General features: G+C 68.9%; 28 protein-coding genes. 17 read left to right on the top strand and 11 right to left on the bottom strand.

The features are described 5' to 3' along the window. Window positions 1–39: 39 nt before the first annotated feature. The 4 genes from J2X20_RS03065 to modB are packed head-to-tail and all read right to left on the bottom strand — an operon-like array spanning window position 40 to window position 3024. Window positions 40–855, bottom strand: a complete 816-nt coding sequence (locus tag J2X20_RS03065) for a TOBE domain-containing protein (RefSeq protein WP_310260682.1) — start codon at window positions 853–855, stop codon at window positions 40–42. Then, on the bottom strand, window positions 852–1613 hold the full coding sequence (locus J2X20_RS03060; RefSeq protein ID WP_310260679.1) for an ABC transporter ATP-binding protein: 762 nt from the start codon (window positions 1611–1613) through the stop codon (window positions 852–854). The genes J2X20_RS03065 and J2X20_RS03060 overlap by 4 nt, the downstream gene beginning before the upstream one ends. Beyond that, window positions 1610–2344 carry a molybdate ABC transporter substrate-binding protein gene (gene modA, locus J2X20_RS03055; RefSeq protein ID WP_310260676.1) on the bottom strand — a complete coding sequence of 245 codons (735 nt, stop codon included), beginning with the start codon at window positions 2342–2344 and terminating at the stop codon, window positions 1610–1612. Before modA ends, J2X20_RS03060 begins: the two co-directional genes overlap by 4 nt. Continuing rightward, the gene (gene modB / locus J2X20_RS03050) at window positions 2341–3024 is read right to left on the bottom strand and encodes a molybdate ABC transporter permease subunit (RefSeq protein WP_310260673.1); all 684 of its coding nucleotides are present in this window, start codon (window positions 3022–3024) and stop codon (window positions 2341–2343) included. The genes modA and modB overlap by 4 nt, the downstream gene beginning before the upstream one ends. Before the next feature lie 93 nt (window positions 3025–3117). On the opposite strand from modB, the gene J2X20_RS03045 reads away from it, so the two are divergent. Then, window positions 3118–4047 carry a VTT domain-containing protein gene (locus tag J2X20_RS03045; protein WP_310260670.1) on the top strand — a complete coding sequence of 310 codons (930 nt, stop codon included), beginning with the start codon at window positions 3118–3120 and terminating at the stop codon, window positions 4045–4047. A gap of 96 nt (window positions 4048–4143) precedes the next feature. Next, on the top strand, window positions 4144–4317 hold the full coding sequence (locus tag J2X20_RS03040) for a DUF3563 family protein (RefSeq protein WP_310260667.1): 174 nt from the start codon (window positions 4144–4146) through the stop codon (window positions 4315–4317). Window positions 4318–4379: 62 nt separating this feature from the next. On the opposite strand, the gene J2X20_RS03035 is transcribed toward J2X20_RS03040, so the two are convergent. Beyond that, a complete protein-coding gene (locus J2X20_RS03035; RefSeq protein WP_310260665.1) occupies window positions 4380–5015 on the bottom strand; it encodes a response regulator transcription factor in 636 nt (211 codons plus the stop codon). A gap of 191 nt (window positions 5016–5206) precedes the next feature. Between J2X20_RS03035 and J2X20_RS03030 the strand changes: the two genes are divergently transcribed. The 4 genes from J2X20_RS03030 to J2X20_RS03015 are packed head-to-tail and all read left to right on the top strand — an operon-like array spanning window position 5207 to window position 6887. Next, a complete protein-coding gene (locus J2X20_RS03030; RefSeq protein WP_310260662.1) occupies window positions 5207–5464 on the top strand; it encodes a hypothetical protein in 258 nt (85 codons plus the stop codon). Window positions 5465–5478: 14 nt separating this feature from the next. After that, entirely contained in the window at window positions 5479–5925 is a 447-nt protein-coding gene (locus J2X20_RS03025) for a BON domain-containing protein (protein WP_310260657.1), read from the top strand. Continuing rightward, window positions 5918–6454, top strand: a complete 537-nt coding sequence (locus J2X20_RS03020) for a ferritin-like domain-containing protein (protein ID WP_310260654.1) — start codon at window positions 5918–5920, stop codon at window positions 6452–6454. Before J2X20_RS03025 ends, J2X20_RS03020 begins: the two co-directional genes overlap by 8 nt. A gap of 13 nt (window positions 6455–6467) precedes the next feature. Beyond that, on the top strand, window positions 6468–6887 hold the full coding sequence (locus tag J2X20_RS03015) for a response regulator transcription factor (protein ID WP_310260650.1): 420 nt from the start codon (window positions 6468–6470) through the stop codon (window positions 6885–6887). 14 nt (window positions 6888–6901) lie between these two features. Here the strand turns inward: J2X20_RS03015 and J2X20_RS03010 are convergent, their stop codons facing one another. Further along, on the bottom strand, window positions 6902–7390 hold the full coding sequence (locus J2X20_RS03010) for a hypothetical protein (protein ID WP_310260648.1): 489 nt from the start codon (window positions 7388–7390) through the stop codon (window positions 6902–6904). A gap of 227 nt (window positions 7391–7617) precedes the next feature. Here J2X20_RS03010 and J2X20_RS03005 point away from each other — a divergent pair, with 227 nt between their 5' ends. Further along, window positions 7618–8259, top strand: coding sequence for a BON domain-containing protein (locus J2X20_RS03005; RefSeq protein ID WP_310260645.1), 642 nt, complete (start codon window positions 7618–7620; stop codon window positions 8257–8259). A 73-nt stretch (window positions 8260–8332) separates the two neighbouring features. On the opposite strand, the gene J2X20_RS03000 is transcribed toward J2X20_RS03005, so the two are convergent. The 5 genes from J2X20_RS03000 to sctQ all read right to left on the bottom strand — a co-directional run bounded on the left by J2X20_RS03000 (window position 8333) and on the right by sctQ (window position 11988). Beyond that, a complete protein-coding gene (locus tag J2X20_RS03000; RefSeq protein WP_310260643.1) occupies window positions 8333–8881 on the bottom strand; it encodes a hypothetical protein in 549 nt (182 codons plus the stop codon). A 139-nt stretch (window positions 8882–9020) separates the two neighbouring features. Next, entirely contained in the window at window positions 9021–9338 is a 318-nt protein-coding gene (locus tag J2X20_RS02995; RefSeq protein ID WP_310260641.1) for a hypothetical protein, read from the bottom strand. 315 nt (window positions 9339–9653) lie between these two features. After that, window positions 9654–10211, bottom strand: coding sequence for a hypothetical protein (locus tag J2X20_RS02990; RefSeq protein ID WP_310260640.1), 558 nt, complete (start codon window positions 10209–10211; stop codon window positions 9654–9656). Between the two features lie 35 nt (window positions 10212–10246). Next, a complete protein-coding gene (gene sctR / locus J2X20_RS02985; RefSeq protein ID WP_409034151.1) occupies window positions 10247–10894 on the bottom strand; it encodes a type III secretion system export apparatus subunit SctR in 648 nt (215 codons plus the stop codon). A gap of 17 nt (window positions 10895–10911) precedes the next feature. Next, window positions 10912–11988: a type III secretion system cytoplasmic ring protein SctQ gene (sctQ, locus tag J2X20_RS02980; RefSeq protein ID WP_310265085.1), complete on the bottom strand. Its 1077-nt coding sequence runs from the start codon at window positions 11986–11988 to the stop codon at window positions 10912–10914. Window positions 11989–12119: 131 nt separating this feature from the next. Between sctQ and sctV the strand changes: the two genes are divergently transcribed. The 10 genes from sctV (at window position 12120) to sctN (ending at window position 21815) form a co-directional block, all read left to right on the top strand. Beyond that, the gene (sctV, locus tag J2X20_RS02975) at window positions 12120–14243 is read left to right on the top strand and encodes a type III secretion system export apparatus subunit SctV (protein ID WP_310260635.1); all 2124 of its coding nucleotides are present in this window, start codon (window positions 12120–12122) and stop codon (window positions 14241–14243) included. Then, the gene (sctS, locus tag J2X20_RS02970) at window positions 14240–14506 is read left to right on the top strand and encodes a type III secretion system export apparatus subunit SctS (RefSeq protein ID WP_310260633.1); all 267 of its coding nucleotides are present in this window, start codon (window positions 14240–14242) and stop codon (window positions 14504–14506) included. The genes sctV and sctS overlap by 4 nt, the downstream gene beginning before the upstream one ends. Then, window positions 14506–16230, top strand: coding sequence for a type III secretion system outer membrane ring subunit SctC (gene sctC / locus J2X20_RS02965; RefSeq protein ID WP_310260631.1), 1725 nt, complete (start codon window positions 14506–14508; stop codon window positions 16228–16230). Before sctS ends, sctC begins: the two co-directional genes overlap by 1 nt. Beyond that, window positions 16227–17360 carry an FHA domain-containing protein gene (locus J2X20_RS02960; protein WP_310260629.1) on the top strand — a complete coding sequence of 378 codons (1134 nt, stop codon included), beginning with the start codon at window positions 16227–16229 and terminating at the stop codon, window positions 17358–17360. The genes sctC and J2X20_RS02960 overlap by 4 nt, the downstream gene beginning before the upstream one ends. 111 nt (window positions 17361–17471) lie before the next feature. After that, window positions 17472–17666, top strand: a complete 195-nt coding sequence (locus J2X20_RS02955) for a hypothetical protein (protein ID WP_056193332.1) — start codon at window positions 17472–17474, stop codon at window positions 17664–17666. A 71-nt stretch (window positions 17667–17737) separates the two neighbouring features. Continuing rightward, on the top strand, window positions 17738–18127 hold the full coding sequence (locus J2X20_RS02950) for a hypothetical protein (protein WP_310260624.1): 390 nt from the start codon (window positions 17738–17740) through the stop codon (window positions 18125–18127). Further along, window positions 18120–18893, top strand: coding sequence for a type III secretion system inner membrane ring lipoprotein SctJ (gene sctJ / locus J2X20_RS02945; protein WP_310260621.1), 774 nt, complete (start codon window positions 18120–18122; stop codon window positions 18891–18893). The genes J2X20_RS02950 and sctJ overlap by 8 nt, the downstream gene beginning before the upstream one ends. A 275-nt stretch (window positions 18894–19168) precedes the next feature. Further along, a complete protein-coding gene (locus tag J2X20_RS02940) occupies window positions 19169–19870 on the top strand; it encodes a SctK family type III secretion system sorting platform protein (RefSeq protein ID WP_310260619.1) in 702 nt (233 codons plus the stop codon). Beyond that, window positions 19852–20487, top strand: a complete 636-nt coding sequence (sctL, locus tag J2X20_RS02935; protein ID WP_310260616.1) for a type III secretion system stator protein SctL — start codon at window positions 19852–19854, stop codon at window positions 20485–20487. The genes J2X20_RS02940 and sctL overlap by 19 nt, the downstream gene beginning before the upstream one ends. Further along, on the top strand, window positions 20487–21815 hold the full coding sequence (sctN, locus tag J2X20_RS02930) for a type III secretion system ATPase SctN (RefSeq protein ID WP_310260613.1): 1329 nt from the start codon (window positions 20487–20489) through the stop codon (window positions 21813–21815). Before sctL ends, sctN begins: the two co-directional genes overlap by 1 nt. The last annotated feature ends 1 nt before the right edge of the window (window position 21816 follow it).

Genomic DNA, 21816 nt, shown 5'->3' with positions numbered 1-21816 from the left:
AGATCCGTGAACTGGGTCACGGACCCGGGGCGAGGTCCGTCAGCCGGCTTGACCCGGCTCGCCGCGCACCGCCAGCATGACGGCATAGGCCTTGAAAACGGCCGTCGCGGCTTGCCCGGCGGCCAGGCCCAGGGCGTCGACGGCATCGTTGGTGACGCTGGCCGTGACGACGGCCCCGCCCGGCAGCGTCAGGCCGACGAGGCTGGAGACCGCGCCGCGCTGCAGGCGCGACACCGTGCCCGCGAGCTGGTTGCGTGCCGACAGCCGGTAGCCGCCGAAGTCCGTCACCAGCACCACCTCGCTGGACTTCACCAGGGCCAGGGCCTCCTTGCCCGTCTGCACCTGCAGCTCCTGGGCGGCCTGGGTCGTCAGCGAGGCGGTGACCTCCTGGCCGCCGTCCAGGGTGATGCGCACCGTCGTCGTGGCCGGGCCCGGGTTGACGCCGGCGATGCGGCCGTGGAACTGGTTGCGGGCGGTGGTCTTCATGGACATCCTCTTCAGCAGCGCGTCGAGCGCGGGTTGGGTTTGCAGCCAGGCGGCCTGTTCACGCAGGAAGGCCTGATGGCGGGATTGCAGTTCCCGCCAGGCGGCGAGCAAGGCCTGGCCCTCGGCCGTCAGTCGCGTGCCGCCACCCCCCGGGCCGCCGGTGGCGGATTCGACCAGCGGCGAGTGCGTCAGCGCCGTGGCGGCATCCAACACCAGCCAGGCGCCCTTGTAGCTGTAGCCGGCGGCGCGTGCGGCCCTCTGCAGCGAGCCGGTCAGGGCCAGGGCGGCCAGCAGGTCGAAAAAGCGGCCATCCAGCCGACCGGCCAGGCGCAGCTCGCCCTGCAGCAGCGGATGGTCGCCCGAACTCATGCGAGTCGCGTTATCAAGAAGTCGCGGCGCAGCTGCTCTTCGGGGCGCAGCGCGCCGCCGTCGAGCAACTCGTGGCTCGCACCGGCGTCCAGGTCGACTTCGCAGGTGACGCGACCGCCGTCGATGACATAGGCGCGGTTGGCCAGGGCGGCGACATCATCGAGGTCGTGGGTGATCATGATGGCCGGGATGCCCCAGCGCTCGCGCACGGCGCGCAACTCGTCGCGCAGCTGCTGGCGCAGCATGGGGTGCAGGGCCGCGAAAGGCTCGTCCAGCAACAGCACCCGGGGGTTGCAGGCCAGGGCGCGCGCCAGGGCCACGCGCTGCTGCTGGCCACCCGACAGCGTCGCTGGTTTGCTGCGCGCCATGGCGGTGAGGCCGAAGGACTCGATCAGCTCGTCCACGCGTGCGGCATCGTCTGCCGTCAGCCGCCGGCGCCAGCTCGTCAGGCCGAAGCCGATGTTGTCGCGCACGCTGAGGTTGGGGAAGAGGGCGTAGTGCTGGAAGAGATAGCCGACGTCTCGTTGCTCGGGCGGCAGGTTGATGCCGGCGGTCGTGTCCAGCAGCGCGCGGCCATCCAGCCTCACATGGCCCGCCTGCACCGGCAACAGGCCGGCCATGGCCTGCAGAGTCAACGACTTGCCGGCGCCCGAGGGGCCGTAGAGGGCGACGAAGGGCGCATCGGTGGCGAACGCGATGTCGAGGTCGAAGCGGCGCTTCGCGTCGCTGACCGAAAGCTGAAGGCGAACGTCGATCAAGGCTTGCCGAAACCGTATTTGGCCAATATGGCCTGGGCCTCGGCGCTGCCGAGGAAGACGACGAAGTCTCGCGCCAGCGCGGCCTGCCTGCTGTCGGCGACGACGGCGGCCGGGTAGGTGATGGGTGTGTGGCCGCCCACCGTCGCGACGACGCGCACCTTGTCCTTGGCGATCTCGGCATCGGTGCGGTAGACGAAGCCGGCTTGCACCTCGCCGCGCGCCACGTAGTCCAGCACCTGGCGCACGTTGTCGGCAAAAACGAGCTTGGGACTCAGGGCCGACCAGAGCTGTGCCGTGCCCAGGGCCTGCTGGATGTAACGGCCCACCGGCACGGAGGCGACCTTGCCGACGGCGATGCGCTTCACGGTGGGCAGGCTCAGATCGTCCACGCGCTTGACGGGGCTGTCGGGCGGCGCGACCAGCACCAGCGTGTTGCTGGCGAAATCGCGGCGTGTGCCGGTGGCGATGAGCTTCTGGTCCGCGCCGCGGTTCATGGTGTCGTGGTCGGCGCTGACGAGGACGTCCACCGGCGCTCCCTGCGCGATCTGCTGCAGCAGCACGCCCGAGGCGGCGAAGTTGAAGCGAAGGCTGGCGCCCGGCTTGCTGGCCTCGAAGCGTGGACCGATCTCCTTGAAGGCATCGGCAAGGCTGGCGGCGGCAGAGACCGTCAGCTGCTGGGCCGATGCGAGCAGGGGCAGGGCGGTACAGAGGGCGATCAGGACGCGCTTCATGAGGGAGTGCGTTGCAGATAGCGGTTGGACAGCACGAGGACGGCGACCGACACGGCCGACACGATGAGGGCCAGCATCAGGGCCAGGTCGTCGCGGCCGGCCTGGACGGCGTCGTAGATGGCCATGGAGGCGGTCTGGGTCTGGCCGGGGATGGAGCCGGCCACCATCAGCGAGGCGCCGAACTCACCCATGGCGCGGGCAAACGCCAGCAGGGTGCCGGCCAGGATGCCGGGCCAGGCCAAGGGCAGGGTCACGCGCAGGAAGGTGCTCCAGCGCGACTGGCGCAGCGTGCGGGCGGCGGCTTCCAGATTGCGGTCGACCTGGGCGAAGGCGCTGCTGGCGCCCTTGAGCACCAGGGGCAGGGCGACCAGCGTGGACGCGATGACGGCGCCATGCCAGTTGAAGATGACGGTGTAGTCGAAGTGATCGCGCAGCCAGCCGCCCAGGGCGCTGCGCCGCCCCATCAGCACCAGGATGCCGTAGCCCAGCACGGTGGGCGGCAGCACCAGGGGCAGCATGCAGACCGCCTCCAGCAGGCCGCGGCCCGGCAGCCGGGTGCGCGCGAACACCCAGCCCAGGGCCACGCCCAGCAGCAGGGCCAGCAGGGTCGCGACCGTGGCCACGCGCAGCGTCAATGCCAGCGGCGCGGCGTCGAACTGGCTCCAGAGGTCGGTGGGCATGATGTCGTAATGTAATCAACTACATCACGAGGGCCCGGCCCGCGCTGCTGACATCAGGGAGTTGTGCTTGCGACTATCCTCGCCAGCCTCACCATGCTGAACGACCTCTTCTCCGAATACGGCCTGCTGGCCGTGGCCCTCGCCGTGCTGCTTGAACAGTTGGGCGCTCCCGTGCCGTCGACCCCGGTGCTGCTGCTGGCGGGCGTGGAATCGGCCATGCGGGACGGCTTTGCGCTGCAAAGCTTTGCCGTCGCAACGCTGGCGGCCCTGGCGGCCAATGGCGTGTGGTTCTGGGCCGGCCAGCGCCTGGGTCGGCGCGTGCTGGCGACGCTGTGCCGCATCTCGATCTCGCCGGACAGCTGTGTGCGCCAGAACGAGGCCAGCTTCGCCCGCCGCGGCGTGCTGACCCTGGTCATCGCCAAGTTTGTGCCGGGCCTGTCCATCCTGGCGCCGCCGCTGGCCGGCGCCCTGGGCATGCCGGCCTCGCGCTTCATCGCCTGGAACCTGCTCGGCTCGGCGCTGTGGGCCGGCGTGGCCATCGGGGTGGGGCGGCTTTTCCATGAGCAGATCGACGATCTGCTGCACGCCCTCAGTCATCTGGGCGGCGTCGCGCTGGCCCTGGCTGGCGTGGCGCTGGGCCTGTACCTGGCCTGGCGGCTGTGGCGGCGTGCCCGCGTTCGCCGTGAGCTGGAGCGTTTCGAGCGCCTGGGCCCGGCCGAGGCCCTGGCCCTGGCTCAGCAGCGGAGCGACATCGTGTTTGTCGACGTGCGCGCCTGCTCGCCGACCATGCCGCTGCAAAACCGCATTCCCGGCGCCCGGCATCTCGACATGGGGGCGCTGGGTGATGCAGCCCTGGCTGGCTGGCCGCCTGCAGCCGTGTTCATCACCTACTGCGCCTGCCCCGGCGATGCCTCAGCCGTGCGCGCCGCCATCTGGTTGAAGCAACGGGGCCACCAGGCCCAGGTGCTGCGCGGCGGCATTGACGCCTGGACCCAGGCCGGCCTGGCTCTGGAGCCAGGGTGACGCAGTTCACGAAGCTTGGGTTGCGCGAATCATGGTGTTAACCCTATAATAGGGTTTACCCGATGAACGCAAACGGCCACGAGCCACCCAGCCCAAATGGAACTGATCCAGAACCTCTTCTCCTCCCTGCGCAGCGCCCTGACGCTGGAGACCCAGTCCGACATCGATGAAAGCTATCTGTCGGACGCCATCGACCACGCCGACCTCGAGCGCCGCATTGCTGCCCAGTCGCGCGCTTCCTCGGTGGCGCCGCTGAACATCGGCCGCTGAGCCGAGCCGGCACGCAAGAACAAACGGCCCCGTCAGGGGCCGTTGTCATTTCCGGGCGCCATTTACTGGATCAGCCCGTTCTTCAACGCGTAATAGGTCAGGTCGCTGTTGGTCTCCAGCTTGATCTTCTCCAGCACGCGAGTGCGGTAGGTGCTGACGGTCTTGACGCTGAGGAACATGGCCTTGGCCATGTCACCCACTGTTTCGCCCTTGGCCAGCCGCAGGAAGACCTGCAGCTCGCGTTCCGACAGTGACTCGTGCAGCGGCCGGTCAGAGGCGCCGCCGGCCACGCCGTCGGCCAGCAGTTCAGCCACCTGGGGACTGATGTAGCGCCGGCCCCGCGCCACGGTGCGGATGGCGTTGGCGATCTCCTCGGGATCGCATTCCTTGTTCAGATAGCCGCTGGCGCCCTGGCGCAGCAGGGCGGTGGCGTAGTGCGTCTCCGGGAAGCCGCTGAGGATGAGGATGGGCAGCTCGGGAAAGCGGGTCTTGATGGCCGACAGGGCGTCCACGCCGCTCTGCCCGGGCATGGAGATGTCCATCAGCAGCACGTCCACTTCACCGCCACGCGCCAGCTCCAGCGCGTCGCGGCCATTGCCGGCCTCGCCTGTCACGCGCAGGTCGACGTTCTCGCTGAGGAACTGGCGCAAGCCGGAACGCACGATGGCGTGATCGTCAACGATGCCAATGCGAATCATGTTGCGCTCCGAATCAGTTGTGAGTACGAGTAAAGCGTAGCGACGGCAAACGGCGTGCGCGATCAGCGCTGTCCTACACGGGGTATAGGCCGGCCGCTTGTCCTACGGTTGCTGGCGAAAGCGGCCGGCAGCGCAGGGCTTCGGGTTTTCGCAAAGTGAGCTCATGGCGATTGAGCCACACGGAGCGAGTGATGAAGACCCTGAGCGACAACCTGGCCCGTCTCATGCCCCCGCTGTGGCTGGTGCTGGCCCTGGGCGCCGTATTCGGCGGGGTATTGCTGGCCCTCTTCGTCGACACCCTCCAGAGACACGTGCGCCACGGCGAGGAAATGCGCCAGTGGCAACGAGTCGGCGTTGTCCGACAGCCGATAGGCACCGTCGTCACCGCCGCGACGCCAGTCCAGTCGCCACAGTTGGCGACATCGTTTTCCCAACCGCTTCAGCGATGAAGAAAGGACGCATGATGAACCGCACCCCCTCCCTCCGACTGCCGCTGATCGGCGCCCTGACCCTGGCCGCCGCCTTGGCCGCCTGCGGCAAGCACGATGACGAACGCACCGCCGGGCAGAAGCTCGACGGCGCCATCGCCGATGCCAAGCAGGCCGGTACCGAGGCCAAGGCCGATGCGCGTCAGGCCATGGACAAGGCCGAGACCAAGCTGAAGGACGCGAGCGCTGCGGCCGCTGAAGCGGCGACCGACGCGACCATCGTCACCAAGATCAATGCGGCCCTGATGGCCGATGACAGGCTCAAGGCCACCAAGATCGACGTGCGCGCCGAAGACGGCCGCGTCACCCTGACCGGCACCGCGCCCGATGCCGGTTCGCAGGCCCGCGCCACGACGCTGGCCAACGCCGTCCAGGGCGTGCGTTCGGTGGACAACCAGCTCGTGGTGGCACGCAATGGCTGAGGCTCCTACCGCTCTACGGCTGGATGAGGCCGGCCTGAGGGCCGCTCGTTCCGACCTCGACGAAGGGGCGGTCACGCCAGCCTACGGGCCCTGGCGTGACGACATCCTCAAGCTGCTCAACGGCGCGCTGGCCACCGAGCTGATCTGCGTGCTGCGCTACCGTCGCCACCACTTCATGGCGACGGGGCTGGAGTCGCCCAGCATCGCCGAGGAATTCCTCGTGCATGCCAATGCGGAGCTGGGCCATGCCGACCGGCTGGCCCAGCGCATCGTGCAGCTGGGTGGCGAACCGGACTTCAATCCGGTGGGCCTGCCGGGGCGCAGTCATGCGGACTATGACGAGGTCAACGACCTGAAGGCCATGATCAAGTCCAATCTCATCGCCGAGCGGGTGGCCGTCGAGACCTACCGCCAGATGATCGGACTCGTGGGCGACAAGGATTCCACCACCCGGCGCCTGCTGGAGGACATCCTGGCCGACGAGGAAGAGCATGCCGACGAGCTCAAGGACTGGATGGCGCGTGCCTGAACCGGGGATCGTCATGCCTGCCTTACGTGCCTTCATCGTCGAGAACAGCCCGGTGATCCGCGAGAACCTGGCGGGCACCCTCGAGGAACTGGCCAATGTCGAGGTCATCGGCAGCGCGGGCGACGAGGAGTCCGCCGTGCACTGGATGAGCCGCGAGTCAGCTCGCCATGCCGATGTCGTCATCGTCGACATCCTCCTGAACTCCGGCACGGGTCTGGGCGTGCTGCGAGCGGCCCAGCGCCTGGGCGTGCCGGCGCGCCGCATCGTGCTGACCAATTACGCCACCGACGACGTGCGCCGCCGTTGCGCCACGCTGGGCGCCGAGCGCGTGTTCGACAAATGCCGCGAGCTCGACGAGCTCATCACCTATTGCGCGGATCTCGCCGACGGCGCGCCCGTCAACGGCCTGGATCTGCCGGCCGGTGGGCGCTGAGGGCGCCCCCACCTTCACCAGCTTGCCGAGTAGCTGAGCATGACGCGATGGGCTTGCGGGCGCAGCGTCAGCCGGCTTTGCGGACTCAGCTGGTAGGAAAAGGCGCCGCGCAGGCCGGCCAGGCCCTGGCCCTTGGGCCGCTCGAAGTTCATGCGTGAGGCCCAGCCGCTGTCGCGTTGCCAGACCGGCGTTTCCACGCCACCACTCAAGCGCTTGTTGAAGTCGTAGCTGACGCCGGCCCACAGCGCTTCGCGCACGGAAGCCTGCGGGCCGAGCTGGACCGGTGAGCGCAGTTGCTGCTCCAGCCCCATCTGATAGCGCCAGCGCGAGCGTTCGCGCTGGCGGCTCAGCCATTGCGGGTCGCGCCAGTTCAGCTCCGGATCGGGTGCATATTGCGCAGTCCCCTGGCCGGCCAGCCCGATGCTGCCAGCCATCAGGGACTGGGCATGCGTCGCATGGACCATCGACAGGCCGAGCAGCGAGAGCAGCAGGCGAAGCTTCATGACGGCAGCGCTTCAAGTTGGGTGCAGCTGATGATGAGCAGCAGCCATGACCCGCCGTGTCGGCCCGCAGCGGCAGTCGTTATCGGACAAGGCGAGGCCACGATGCGCGTGCTGATGCAGTGGCGCGTGGTCCTACAGCCGGCAACTCCGCCGGCCGATGGGCCGCTCCCGGGCCGCCCTCCAGACTTGCTGCGTGAGGCCCGCCGGGCCCATCAGAGGAGATCGCCATGAGATCCGCAGCCGAACCCCATATCGAAGAAAACTGGCGCGACCGTCTGCCGCCCTACGGCCACACCACCGACCCCACCGTCGAACCGCCCCCCGCACGCCGTTGGCGGCAGGAAGAGCGGCTGCACCGGCGTTCCAGTGCCGGTGCCTGGCTGCTGGCCTTGGGCCTGGGTGCCGCCATCACGGCGATTGCCGTGGCCAGCCTGCAGGACCCGCGCAGTGTGGGCACCCAGCTGGATGACGCGGTCGCCAGTGTGCGCGGCCTGGGGCAGCGCATGGGCGAAACCGTGGCTGACTCCCAGAATGCCGCCGTCGAGGCCTCGCGCAGCGCGGTGGATGGCGTCGGCACGGCCATCGACGACACCGGCATCAGCCTCAAGGTCAAGACGGCACTGGCGGCCGACCCGGCCTTGAGTGCCTCGCGCATCGAGGTGACGACGACCAATGGCGTCGTTCGCCTGGAGGGACCTGCGCCCGACGCCGCTGCCAAGGAGCGCGCCACCGTGCTGGCCGGCGCGCCGCAGGGCGTGCGCGGCGTCGACAACCGCCTGGCCTTGCCTCAGGCCGGCCGTGTCGTTGCGATTGCCGACGGCGCCCAGCAATCCTTGCCGGTGAGCCCGGCACCCGGCGCCTCACGCTGACGTGACACCGCCGGCTCGAGGGCCGGCGGTATTGCTGAGCCGCCCGCCGTGTCGACCACAGCGGGCGATTTCATCACTGGAAGTAGCGGGCCTTGGCGCTGGCCTGGCAGCTGTCCTTGGTGTCGCCCGACAGCGAGTCGCAGCGTTCGCTGGCAACCTTGTAGTCGGCCTTCAGCTTGGCTTCCATGGCGTCGGCTTCGGCGGTGGCGATCTTCTTGTTGGCCTTCAGATCGGCCTTGGCCTTGTCATGCTCAGCCTTGGCCTCGGCGACGCAGACATCCTTGGCATTGCCGGACTTGTCATCGCACATTTCCTTGGCCAGCTTGTAGCGAGCTTCGTAACGCGACTCCAGGTAGTCGTTGTGATCCTTGACCGTGCCGGTGTACTGGTATTCGAGGTTGGCCAGGGCGACCTTCTCATGGGCCTTGGCGCGCTCCACGCACACGTCCTTGGCATTGCCTGCCAGCGAGCCGCACTTGTCTCGCTCGGCCTTGAACATGGCCTTGACCTCGTCCTTGGCCTGCGAATAGACGGGCTTGGTCAGATTGGCCGATGCCGTGCCGGCCAGGCCGACCAGCGCGAGGGCACACAAAAGACGGGAGGTGTGGATTTGCTTCGTCATGGGGATCTCCTTTGGCTTGTTGGGTGGTCCTCTAGCCCCAGGGGCAAGGGGGGTGCCACGCCAGTCAGCATAGAAATCCCGTCATGCCGGCCGTGTCGGCATCAGGGCCCCGCAAAAGTCGGACAACACCTCGTGAGTCTCAGAACAGTTCGATCTGTGCGTCGGCCGGCACGGCGTGCAGACCCCAGCTGCCCAGCACTTCGTAGTGGTAGTCCGGACCGTGTCCGCAGCCACGCACGAGCAGGATCTCGTCGATGCGCCATGGGATGGGGCGGATGGGAAGGATGCCCAGGGGCTCTGGCGGCCAATAGCTCAGGGTCAGGTGGGGCCTGTGGTTGGAGGCCTCCAGGCCTTCGCGCAGCAATTCCGCCTGCACGGCGGTCAGGACGTCGGTGAACTCCGGTGGTTCACCCTGGGCCAGGGCCGTCCAATGCGTCTCGCCGGCAATACGGTTCAAGGTCACTGTGCATGCCGGTGCCGTGACTCGCGCACAGGCCCTGCGCAGCCGCTCGACCATCTCAGGCGTATCCGGGAACCGATCGGACCAGGATTGATGCCAGTTCTCGGTGGCGAACGCCGCTTTGCCAAGGCGGGCGCCGAGGCCATGAAGTGCCATGGTTGTCGACAGTGCAGCGCACACCTCGGCAGAGGCCAGAGAGATGACGAGCAGGCGCGGTTCCGTCATGGCTGAAGCTCCGTATGAATACTGTGTATTTGTACAGTAATCCACAAAGCCTGCCGTGTCCAGTGCGCGGCGGCAGAAATCTGAGCGCTAAGCGCCGGCCGGGCAAAGCCTGCCGGTCTCGCATCGGGCCCGGATTTCCTGTTCCGCGGCAGCAATGGGACAGGCGCCCGGGGCGACCGCGAGCCAGTGGCGGCCGGCGGTCAGGGCCTGCTGATGCGAGTCGCAGTAGTCGCTCATGCCGTAGTGCGCCGTGAAGACGTCCAGCCATTCATGCTGCGTGTACCCGTAGCGGGCCGCCGCAATGACGTCGATATAGGCTGCGTTCAACTGCTCGATGTCATCGAGGCTGGCTTGCAGGGGCAGCTCCGTCTGGTAGGCCGCATTCACGGCCGCCTGCGCCGCCATGCTCCAGCGGGTGATGGCCGACGGATAGATGCCGCGCCAGAAGGCACGCAGTCCGCCAGCGTCCTCGAAAGCCGCCTTGGCAGCCAGCACCTGCCAGGCTCCGCCGAGTTGGCGCTCGAACTCCGCCACGGCCGCTTCCATCACATGGGCCGGCACATCGCCGCCATAGGGATTGATCGCGAAGTAGGGGATGTAGAGCTGCTGGGTCATGGCCTTTTCCATGGCGTGCTGGCGGGACATATGAATGACTGTTTATGTATACAGTATTTTGGCCGCTATCGGTAGGACAGCACCAGCCCATGGATCAGCCGCGCCCAGCCGTCGAGCATGACGAACAGCAGCAGCTTGAAGGGCAGGGAGATGGTGGTCGGCGAAATCATCGACATGCCCAGCGCCAGCAGCACCGTCGCCACGATCAGGTCGACGACGACGAACACCAGGTAGAGGACGAAGCCGACCTGGAAGGCCCGCGTCAGCTCGCTGAGCGTGAAGCTGGGCACCATGACCAGGAAATCGTCGGCCTGCAGCTTGTCGGCCTGCTCCTTGGGCCAGATCGTGGCGGCCGACTTCAGGAAGAACTGGCGCTCGCGCTCCTGGGTGTGCTTTTGCAGGAAGGCCTTCAGCGGCGCCTTGCCGGCGTCCAGCACCGACACCACGTCGCTCCAGCCCTCGCTTTTGGCGCCGGCCTGGCGATGCCGCAGCGCCTCGGCCACCTCCATGCCCACCGGCGCCATGATGTAGATCGACAGGATGATGGCGATGCCGTTGAGCACCATGTTCGGCGGCGTCTGCTGCAGGCCGAGGGCGGTGCGCAGCAGTCCGAAGACGATGACCAGCTTGGTGTAGCTGGTCACCATCATCGCGACGAAGGGCGCCACCCCGAAGGCGAGGATCAGCGCCACGAGCGTCATCGGCTCGGGCATGCCGGTGGTGTTCATCGTCAGCTCTTCAGCTCGGTGGGCGCGAACTCCGAGACGCGCACGCCCAGGCGTTCTCCCACCGCCACCAGGAAGCCTTTGCCCAGCACGTTGCCGTGGGCCAGGATGCGCACCGGGCTGCGGTTCAGCGGCTGCGTCAGGTCGAACACATGGCCCGGGCCGATATTGCGCAGCTCGCCGAGCGACAGGCTCAGATGACCCACCTCGAAGCGCAGCGCCACTTCCAGCGCATCGAGTCGGTCCAGCGGCAGACCGGTCGCGTCCTCGCCTTCGCCGGCGCCGGCAAGCTCATCTCGTTTCATCGAAGGGTCCCTCCATTGCGTGACGGTGATGCGCGAGCCCTCGGCCCGTGCGATGAGTTGCCGGCCCGCGGGGCCACCCAGTTCGGCCTGCACGACCAGGCCTGCGCCGGCGGCGGTCCAGCGCTCGACGCTGACGATGTCGCCCGGCCGGATGCCGCGCACCTCGGCCAGGCTCAGCACGCTGTCGCCGATGCGAAATGCCAGCGGCACGCGCAGGCCGTCGAAGCCGCTACCCACGGGGCCGGCCGAGGCGGCCGGCAGGGCCGGCACCAGCTTGTCCAGGGCCGACGGGTCCTGGAACAGCAGCAGGCCCTGCCAGGGCCAGGCCTGGCCGTCGGCGGCCACGCTGAAGCAGGCAGCGGCCTCCAGCGGCAGTGACTCGGCGTCCTCGTCGGACTCGCCGGGCGACCATTCGAAATGCAGGCGCAAGGCCGCTTCCAGTGCAGTGGCCACGGGCTGCAGGGCATCGGCCAGCAGCACGTAGCGCAGCTCGGCCGGCAGCAGGGCGTGGCTGCGCTCCTGCAGCAAGGCCGCCTGCGCAGCAGCATCAAGCACCAGCCAGCCCGTGTGAGGTCCGAGGCGGAATCGATAGCGGCAGGACCCGGTGAAGTCCTGGGCGCTGCCGAAGCGCCACTGCAGACGATGCCTCTCGCCCCGCAACATCAGTTCGATGGCGGGCGCGCGGCGGTCGTAGAGACGGTTGAGGGCTTGGCAGGCGGGCGCCGGCAAGCGCGTCAACGCGCTCACTTCGCTCAGCTCGATCACGGCGGTAGGCATCAGCACGCGGCGAGCGTAGCCATCCACGGGGCTGGGAGGAACTACGTGAATTCGTAGCACCGCGCGCCGCGGCGAGGCGCTACGGGGACTCGTAGTGGTGCGGAAAAAAGTCACGCCATAGAGTGCTTCGCATGGCCGACACCGCACCGAACGCACTGCAAAGACATCTGCCGCGACGCAGCGGCGTGAAGGACCTGATCGCCAGCGCGGGCCGCCACAACGACCTGCTGCTGGCCGGCCTGCTGGTGGCCATCGTCGCGCTGTTCGTGCTGCCGCTGCCCACGCCGCTGCTGGACTTCCTGATCGCCGCCAATCTGTCGATGAGCCTGACCCTGCTCATCGTGGCGATGTATGTGCCGTCGGCGCTGTCGCTGTCCACCTTCCCGTCGCTGCTGCTGTTCACGACGCTGTTCCGGCTGGCGCTGAACATCGCCTCGACCAAGCTGATCCTGCTGCACGCCAATGCGGGTCACATCATCGACACCTTCGGCAAGCTCATCGTCGGCAACAACGTCGTCGTCGGCGGCGTGGTCTTCCTGATCATCGCCATCGTGCAGTTCATCGTCGTCGCCAAGGGCTCGGAGCGGGTGGCCGAGGTGGCGGCGCGCTTCGCGCTGGACGCCATGCCCGGCAAGCAGATGAGCATCGACGCCGATGTGCGCGCCGGCGTGCTGTCGTCGGCCCAGGCCCAGAAGCGCCGCCAGCAGCTGGAGCAGGAATGCTCGCTGCACGGCGCGATGGACGGCGCCATGAAGTTCGTCAAGGGCGACGCCATCGCCGGCATCGTCATCGCCCTGGTCAACATCCTCGCCGGCCTGGCCATCGGCACGCTGATGCACGACATGAGCATTGGCGGAGCCCTGCAGCGCTATGCCATCCTGACCGTGGGCGACGGCATGGTCTCGCAGATCCCGTCGCTGCTGGTGTCCATCGCCTCGGGCGTGGTCATCACCCGCGTGTCGGCCGACGGCGAGCCCCACAACGGGCGCAACGATCAGCTGGCTAGCCAGATCAGCCGCCAGCTGATGGCCCACCCGCGGGCGCTGGTGATCGCCGGCCTGGCCACCGCCAGCTTCCTGCTGGTGCCGGGCTTTCCGAAGTGGGTGTTCGGCACGCTGGCCCTGGTGGTGCTGGGAGCCGGGCTGCTGACGCGCCGGCTGCTTGACAGCCGCCGCACGCCGGCCTGGATGTCCTACCGCGACGCCGACGGCGGCGACGACGATGCGGTGCAGGGCGCCATCGCGGCGCCGCTGGAGCTGCGCCTGTCCACCGGCCTGCGCGGCCGCCTGGACCGGCCCGCGCTGGACCTGCGCATGGCCGCGGCCAAGGCCCGCGTCGAGAGCGACCTGGGGCCGGTGTTCCCGCGCGTGCAGGTCGGCTGGGGCAGCGGCCTGGGCGACAACCAGTACCAGGTGCTGGTGCAGGACGTCGTGGTCTCGCAGGGTGCGCTGCGGCCGGGCAGCTGGCTGCTGGACGCGGCCGAGGCCGCCACGCCGCCGGCGGGCGCCGAGGTGGCCGAGCCCTTCGGTCCCTTCCTCCGCGTCGTGTGGGTGGATGCAGCACCGGCAGCGAACCGCGCCTGGAGCTGCGAGGAAGTGCTGGGCCTTCATGTGGACCATGTGGTGCGCCGCCATATCGCCCAGCTGATCGGCCTGCAGGAGGCGCAGCGCCTGCTGCATGCGGCGCAGCGCGAAGTGCCCGAGCTGGCGGCGGAGGTGGCCCGCGTGGTCCCGCTGCAGCGCCTGGCCGAGGTGCTGCGCCGGCTGCTGCAGGAGAACGTGCCCATCCGCAACCTGCATGCCATCTTCGAGAGCCTGGCGATCTGGGCGCCGACCGAGTCCGATGTCGTGGCGCTGACCGAGCTGGTTCGTATCGACCTTGGCCGCTTCATCACCAGCCGCCACGTCGGCGCGCGGCGCGAGCTGCATGCCATCCTGTTCGAGTCCAGCCTGATCGATCGCGTGCAGGCGGCCATCGAGCGCTCGCCGCGCGGCAATCTGCTGCTGCTCGACCCCGCCGTGGCTCAGGACGTGCGCGAGCAGGTGCGGCGCATCCTCGGCGGCGCCCAGCAACGCGTGGTGGCCATCGTGTCGTCCGACACCCGGCGCTACATCAAGACGCTGCTCGAGCCGGTGGCGCCCCAGTTGGCGGTGCTGTCCTACCAGGAGGTGGACGAGGACGTTGCCTTGCAGCCAGTCGGCTGGGTCAACAACCCGCAACCTCAGGCCTTGCCGACGATCGCGGAGGCGGCATGACACCTCAGAACATTCTCGACATCACGCGGGAAGGGCTGCTCATCGTGCTGATGGTCTCGCTGCCCATGGTGCTGGTCTCCACGCTGACCTCGCTGGTCGTGGCGGTGCTGCAGGCGGTCACGCAGATCCAGGACCAGAGCATCGGCCAGTCGGTGCGGCTGATCGCGGTGCTGATCGCCCTTGTCGTGACCGCCGGCTGGCTGGGCCGCGATGTGCTGCGCTTCGCCGAACGCGCTTTCCAAACCCTGGCTTCGCTGAGCTGATGCTGCGCTCCGCCTACCTCCTGTTTTGTGCCGGCTTGGTTGCGGCGCTGCTGGCCAGTCCCGCCACGGCGGCCGATCTGCCGCGCAACGGCCGGCCTTTCCGCATGGAAGCCAACGAGAAGCCGGTGGGCGATTTCCTGCGCGAGCTGGCGGCGTCCCAGGGCGTCACCGCGGTCATCGATGGCAAGGTCAGCGGCACCATCAGCGGCCGCTTCGCCATCACCGGCAGCCAGCCGGGTGCGGTGCAGATGGTGCTGAGCAATATCTGCGCAGCCAACGGCCTGACCTGGTATTACGACGGCGCCTTCCTGTTCATCGATCCAGCCGCCGACACGCGCAGCGAGGTCTTCACCATCGCCGGCAAGAACGCGCCGCGCATCGCCGACACGCTGGCAAGGCTCAAGATCGCCGACGCCCGCTATCCGCTGCAGATCAGCGAGGCGGACGGCAATGTCTATGTCTCGGGCCCCAAGCGCTATGTGGAATTGGTGCGCCAGACGGTCAGGCTGATCGACCAGCGCGCGGCGCGCGACGACCGCGCCGACGTGCAGGTGTTCCCGCTGCGCTATGCCTGGGCCGCCGACTTCAAGATCAACCGCGCCGGCAAGCAGGTGTCCATCCCCGGTGTGGCGACGGTGTTGCGCAATCTCTATGGCCGCAGCGGGGCAGGGCGAGCGTCTGCGCCGTCGTCCGTGACCGGGCCGGTGCGGCGCACCAAGCTTGGCGTCAGCGACGGCGCCGGCAGCGGCGTGGCCAAGCTGTCCAGCGAGGGCAGCAGCGCCGCCGAGGACGAGGGCGACGCTGGCGGCACGGAATTCGCCAGCGGTGAATTGCCGCAGTTCCAGCCCGACACGCGCCTCAACGCGGTGCTGGTGCGCGACACGCCCGAGCGCATGGCGCGCTACGAGAAGCTGATCCAGACCATGGACGTGAGGCCGCGTCTGATCGAGATCGAGGTCACGATCATGGACATCAGCACCAACACGCTGGACAGCCTGGGTGTGGACTGGCGTCTGCATGCCCGCCATGGCGACCTGCAGATCGGCCGCGGCAACCTGCCACCGCTGACCTTCGGCAATGCCAACTCCGAGGCCGGCCAGGTCGTCACCGTCAACCCGCAGGGCAACCCGAGCACGCCGCTGGGCGCGCTGTTCACCGCCTCCATCGGCAACGACCTGCGCAACTACCTGCTGACGCGCGTCAGCGCCCTGGCCCAGAAGGGCAATGCCAATTTCATCGCGCGGCCCAAGGTGCTGACGCTGGACAACAACGAGGCGGTGCTGGAGAACCTCAGTGAGTTCTATGTGCGTGTCGATGGCTTCCAGGACTCCAGCCTGTACAGCGTCACCGCCGGCACCGCCGTGCGCGTGACGCCGCTGATCGTCGACGACAAGGAAGGCCGCGGCGTCTTGATGTCCATCGACATCGAGGACGGCGACGTCAGCAGCAGCATGGTCGACCGCATCCCGGTCGTGCGGCGGCGCACCGTCAACACGCAAGCCCTGGTGGACGAAGGCGCCAGCCTGCTGATCGCCGGCTACACCTCCGAGGAAAAGGCCAACGCGACCTCGGGCGTGCCGCTGCTGTCCAGCATCCCGGTGCTGGGCAAGCTGTTCCAGTACAGCGAGAAGAAGCAGAACAACATGGAGCGCTTCTACCTGCTGACGCCGCGTCTCGTCACATCCGGCAGCAAGCCGCCGCTGCAGCAGGAGCCCACGCAATGAACGCGCGGGCCCACACGACCACCACGGCCGCCGTGCCGGGCTGGTGCCTGCGCTTCCTCAGTGGCGCGGTCAAGGGCCGCACCATCGCGCTCAAGCCCGGTGTCAACACGCTGGGCGCTTCGGGCGAATGCGAAGTCATGCTGCCCGGCAGCGACGTGCTGCCGCGCCACCTGGTGTTCACGGTGGGTGAGCTGGCGATGTCGCTGCAGAAGGTCGGCGCGGCCGCCGTGAAGCTCAATGGCCAGGACGTGCAGGCCCAGCGCAAGGGCGTGGTGGCGGGCGATGTGGTCTCGGTCGGCAGCATCGACTTCCAGGTCGACCGCAGCTATCCCGCGCCCGAGCATGACGACCCGGCGTCCGAATGGGCCGAAAGCATCATGCCCGGCGACGCGCCACCGGCCGCCCTGCTGCAGGCGCCGGCGCGCCGTGGCTCGCCCTGGCTGAGCGCGGCGGTGATGGTGCTCGCCATCGGCGGCGCGGCCGGCGTGCTGGCCTGGGCCGGCAGCGCGGGCAGCCCGGCGCGGGCCGCCACGGTCGACCTGGCCGAGGTGGAGAAGGCCCTGAAGCCCTTCCCCGAGGTGGAAGTGGTGGCGGTGGCCGGTGGCCGCTTCAATGTGCGTGGCTATGTCGAATCGCGCCAGCGCAAGCAGGCCCTGGCCGAGGCCATGGCGCCTTTCGGCCGCCAGGTCAGCACCAGCGTGCATGCGGCGCAGGACATCGTCGAGCAGGCGCGCCGCTATGTGAGCGACCCCGGCATCTCGATGAGCTACGCGGGCCAGGGTCGGCTGGTGGTGAGCGGCGCCGCCGAGGACGACTCGGTGCGCCAGAAGATCCGCCGCCTGGCCGACGACCTGCACCCGGCGGTGCTGGTGTCCGACCAAGTCCAGGTGCGGCCGCGGCCCCAGGCGGACCGCACGGCCGAGCTGCAGCGTGCGCAGTGGGAAGCCTGGCAGAACGTGCTGCCGTCGCGCATGGTCAGCATCACCCAGGACGCCAGCGGCATGAGCTACATCCAGCTCGCCAATGGCAGCCGCTATTACGAGGGGGCGGTGCTCAAGTCGGGCGCCGAACTCAAGCGCATCGAAGCCGATGGCCTGGTGGTGTCACCCGGCCGGGAGGGGCAGCGATGAGCACCACGGGATTTCGCACCGCAGGCCCGGCCTGCGTGCGGAATGTCTCCGTCCTCCGGGGCGGGGGCGATTTTTGTCATGTCATCAACTTTTGACGTTAGGAGTCACACCATGGCCGTAGCCGCACCCGAGTCCGGACTGGACAGCAAGGCAATCCTGGAACAGAACAAGCAGCTGACCATCTTCAGCACCGTGACGTCGCAGAGCGCCCAGCGCACCGCGGCCATCACGTCGGCCAATGCCCAGCAGACCAACACGGTCCTGCAGGCGGCCAGCGACGTTCGCCAGCAGTCGCAGAAGGTCTGACCTTCCGGCGCTCGCCGCCCCGGGCCCGGGGCGGCATTTCCCGATCATCCCTTTCATCCAGCGAGGTCATCATGGTCCAACCCGTCGATGCCATGGCCGTTGCGGTCCAGTCCAGCGCCACCGCGCCGGCCGCGATCGATCCGGCGGAGGCGAAGCAGTTCGCCGGCTATATGGTCCGCCCCTCGGCCAGCGGTAGCGGCTCGCTGCAGTCGCTGTCCAGCGCCGCCGACCAGTTCTTCGGCCAGCGTCCTGGCGCCAGCGAATTGATGGCCCATCGCATGCTGCCGGCCGCCGAACTGGGCGACCCGCAAACCGCCGCCGTCGAGTTCGGCCGCGCGCAGATGGAGATCGTCAGGTTCAGCAACGATTCCATGACCTATTTCAGCAAGATGCATATGTGCACGGCCCTGGCCAGCGCCTGCAGCAACCAGTTCAACTCCTTGCTGAAGAACAATGGCTAGGCAGCTCCGCACCGCCGCAGCCCTGGTCGTGTGCCTGGCCCTTGCCGCCTGCAAGGTCGACCTTTATTCCAACCTCAACGAGCGCGAGGCCAACGAGATGCTGGCCGCGCTGACCTCGGAGAGCATCCCCGCCGAGAAGGAGGCGGCCGAAGGCGGCCTGTGGCAGCTCAAGGTCGAGGAAAGCCGCCTGCCCGCGGCCCTGGATGTGCTGCGCGCTCAGGGCCTGCCGCACGACCGCTACGCCAGCATGGGCGACGTCTTCCAGAAGCAGGGCCTGGTGTCCACGCCGTCGGAAGAGCGCATGCGCTACATCTATGCGGTGTCGCAGGAGCTGTCGCAGACGCTGCGCACCATCGACGGCGTGGTGGCCGCCCGCGTGCATGTGGTGATCCCGGCCAACGACCCGCTGAGCGACAAGCTCAAGCCTTCGTCGGCGGCCGTCTTCATCAAATACCGTCCCGACGTCGACCTGCGGCTGTTGGCGCCCACCGTCAAGGACATGGTGGCGCACAGCATCGAGGGCCTGTCGCATGACCAGGTCTCGCTGTCGCTGGTGGAGGCCAAGCGCTCCAGTGGCGCGGTGCAGGCCGCCGCCGACGCCCCCCAGCGCTACGACGTGGCCGGCCTGTCACTCGACCGCACGGTGATCACCCTGGGCGTGCTGCTGCTGGCCGCGGTGGCCTGCCTGATCGCGCTGCCCGGCCTGCTGCGCCGCCAGGGCCTCGACTGGCGCACCTGGGCGCGCCGCCAGCTGCTGAAGCGCTGAAATGAAGCTGCCCCTCGCCCAACCTCGCGTCGCTGAACGCGAGCGAGTCCGGTCGGTCTTGCAGACCGCGCCGCGGCGTGGGCCGCAGCCCTTCGGCAGGCACATGCCGCCCACTGGGCGCCATGTGTCCGGCCTCAGCCCCCGAGGGGACGGCGATGCTTGCGGCATCGAGCCGCAAGCACATCGCCAGCGCGGGCCGGCTAGGGAGCGGCCCGGCGCTCGGCCCGCAAATGACGTGCGCCGCAGTTCACGCGAAGCGCGGCGGAGCAACTGAGGTGCGAACCCTGCAGCCCGCCGTCGACCCCGTGCCGCCCGCGCCTGAGCACGGCCCGCTGGACATGCTGCGGCTCGCGCTGCGCAATGGCATGCATCCTGAAGACGGGATGCATCCCAGCTGGCTGCCGCCCGGCTGGCCGGTGCGCCACCGCAGCATCGCGCGCCTCGGGCCTGCGGGCCGCGCCGTGCTGGGCCAGCTGCTGCGGGATCGCGGCCTGGCCGATGAGTCTCTGGACCTGCAGTTCGATTCCCAGCTCAAGCGCGTGGAGCTGATGGACGCGACTTCGCTTCGCCTGCTGGCCATCTACTGCGGCTTTGCCGCGCACAAGCCACTGTTCGGCCTGCGGGGCGGCATGGGCAGCCAGGTGCGGCGCCAGGCGCTGCGCGTGGCCGACGACGCGGTCGACTTCGTGCTCGACCGCCTGCCCCAGCTCACCCACGTCCGCGTCGACATGCAACGCCTGCAGGAACAGCCCCATGCCGCCGGCCATGTGATGGTGCAGCGTGGCTACCGCCTGCTGACGGGCACGCTGCTGCCCGAAGGGCCGGCGGTGCTGCAGCGCGTCCGGCTCAAGCTGCCGCAGCGCATCAGCCGCTTGCGCGTGCCGCCGCTGCAGCCGCGCCAGCTCGAACAACTCAGGGAGCTGATGCTGCTGTGCATCGTCCCGGAAAGACTGCCGCAATGGGACTGGCTTTTCTGATCACCACCGACAACCTGCAGCTGCTCAGCGAGCGCAAGGTGTTGAAGGAGGCCGAGTACGCCGCCCTGCTGGACGCCTCGGCCGTGGTGGAGGCCGCGCGCCAGGAGGCGCGCCGCATCGAGCAGCAGGCCCGCCAGCAGGCCGAGGACAGCCGCCGCCAGGGGCATGAACAGGGTCTGCAGGCGGCGCGGGCCGAGTACGCCCAGCAGCTGGTGGGCGATGCGCTGGCCGCGCAGCGCCAGCTGCAGGCGCTGCGCGCGGCCATGGCGCAGATCGTCGCCCAGGCCGTGCGCCAGTTCCTGGGCGAGGCCGACCCGGCGGCGCTGCTGGAGACCGCGCTGCGTCGCGTGGACACGCTGGTGCGCCACGAACCCTTCATCACGCTGCGCGTGGCGCCGCCGCAGGAGGCCCATGTGCGCGCGGCGCTCAGGCAGATCGGCGGCGAGCTGCCCTGGGCCCAGGCGCTGGCCGTCGTGGCCGACCCGGCCCTGCCGGCCCAGGCCTGCGTGCTGCAGACGCCTTCGGGCACGCTGCAGATCGGCGTTGATGCGCAGCTGGAAGCGTTTCGCGCTGCCGTGGAGCGCAGCGGGCTGCTGCAGCCGGCGGAGCAGGGCTGATGGACGAGCTGGCCACGCAAAGCATCGTCGACGACCTGTCGCGCGCCTTCGGCCATCTGCCCACCGTCGGCGTGCGCGGCCGCGTCAGCAAGGCCGTGGGCATGCTGATCGATGCCACCGGCATCCAGGCCCATGTGGGCGAGCTCTGCGAATTGCGCACGCCGGGCGAGCCGCCGCTGCTGGCGGAGGTGGTGGGCTTCCAGAAGCAGGTCGCCATCCTGACGCCGCTGGGGCCGACCACCGGCATCTCCGCGCTGACCGAGGTGGTGCCCTCGGGCCGCGGCCATGTCTGCCCGGTGGGGCCGGGGCTGCTCGGCCGGGTGCTCGATGCCCTGGGTGAGCCCATGGACGGCAAGGAACCGCTGAAGGCACTGGCGCGCCTGCCGGTGCAGCGCCAGCCGGTGAACCCGCTGGCGCGCCGCCTGGTGGCGCAGCCGCTGGCCACCGGCGTCCGCGCCATCGACGGGCTGCTGACGCTGGGCGAAGGGCAGCGCGTGGGCGTGTTCTCGCCGCCCGGCGTGGGCAAGAGCACGCTGCTGGGCATGCTGGCCCGCGGCTCCACGGCCGATGTCAACGTGGTGGCCCTGATCGGCGAGCGTGGCCGCGAGGTGAAGGAATTCATCGAGAACAGCCTGGGCGCCGAAGGCATGGCGCGCACGGTGATGGTCGTCTCCACCTCCGACCGGCCGCCGATGGAGCGCATCAAGTCGGCCTATGTGGCCACCACCATCGCGGAGCATTTTCGCGACCAGGGCCAGAAGGTGCTGCTGCTGGTGGACTCGCTGACGCGCTTTGCGCGCGCCCAGCGCGAGATCGGCCTGGCCAGTGGCGAACCGCCGACGCGGCGCAGCTATCCGCCGTCCATCTTCTCCATGCTGCCGCAGCTGCTGGAGCGCGCCGGCCAGGGCGAGCGCGGCTCCATCACCGCCGTCTACTCGGTGCTGACCGAGGGCGAGGACGACAGCGACCCCATCGCCGAGGAGGTGCGCTCCATCCTGGACGGCCATATCGTGCTGTCGCGCAAGCTCGCCGCGGCCAACCACTACCCGGCCATCGACGTGCTCGCCAGCGTCAGCCGCGTGATGTCGGCCGTGGCGTCGTCCGAGCATGCTCAAGCCGCGGGGCAGCTGCGCTCGCTGATGGCCAAGTACCAGGAGCTGGAGCTGCTGATCCAGATCGGCGAGTACCGCCGTGGTACCGATGCTCTGGCTGACCAGGCGGTGGCGCGCCGCCCGGCGATACAGCAGTTCCTCGCGCAGAAGCCCGGCGAGCGCCAGGACTTCGAGCCGATGCTTGCGGCGCTGCGCCGACTGGCCGAGGGCGCGTGAG

The organism is Roseateles saccharophilus (assembly GCF_031458095.1).
Taxonomy (GTDB): Bacteria; Pseudomonadota; Gammaproteobacteria; order Burkholderiales; family Burkholderiaceae_C; genus Pelomonas; species Pelomonas saccharophila_A.
The sequence above is the reverse complement of the archived record's forward strand: the minus strand, read 5'-3'. Positions and strand labels throughout refer to the sequence as shown.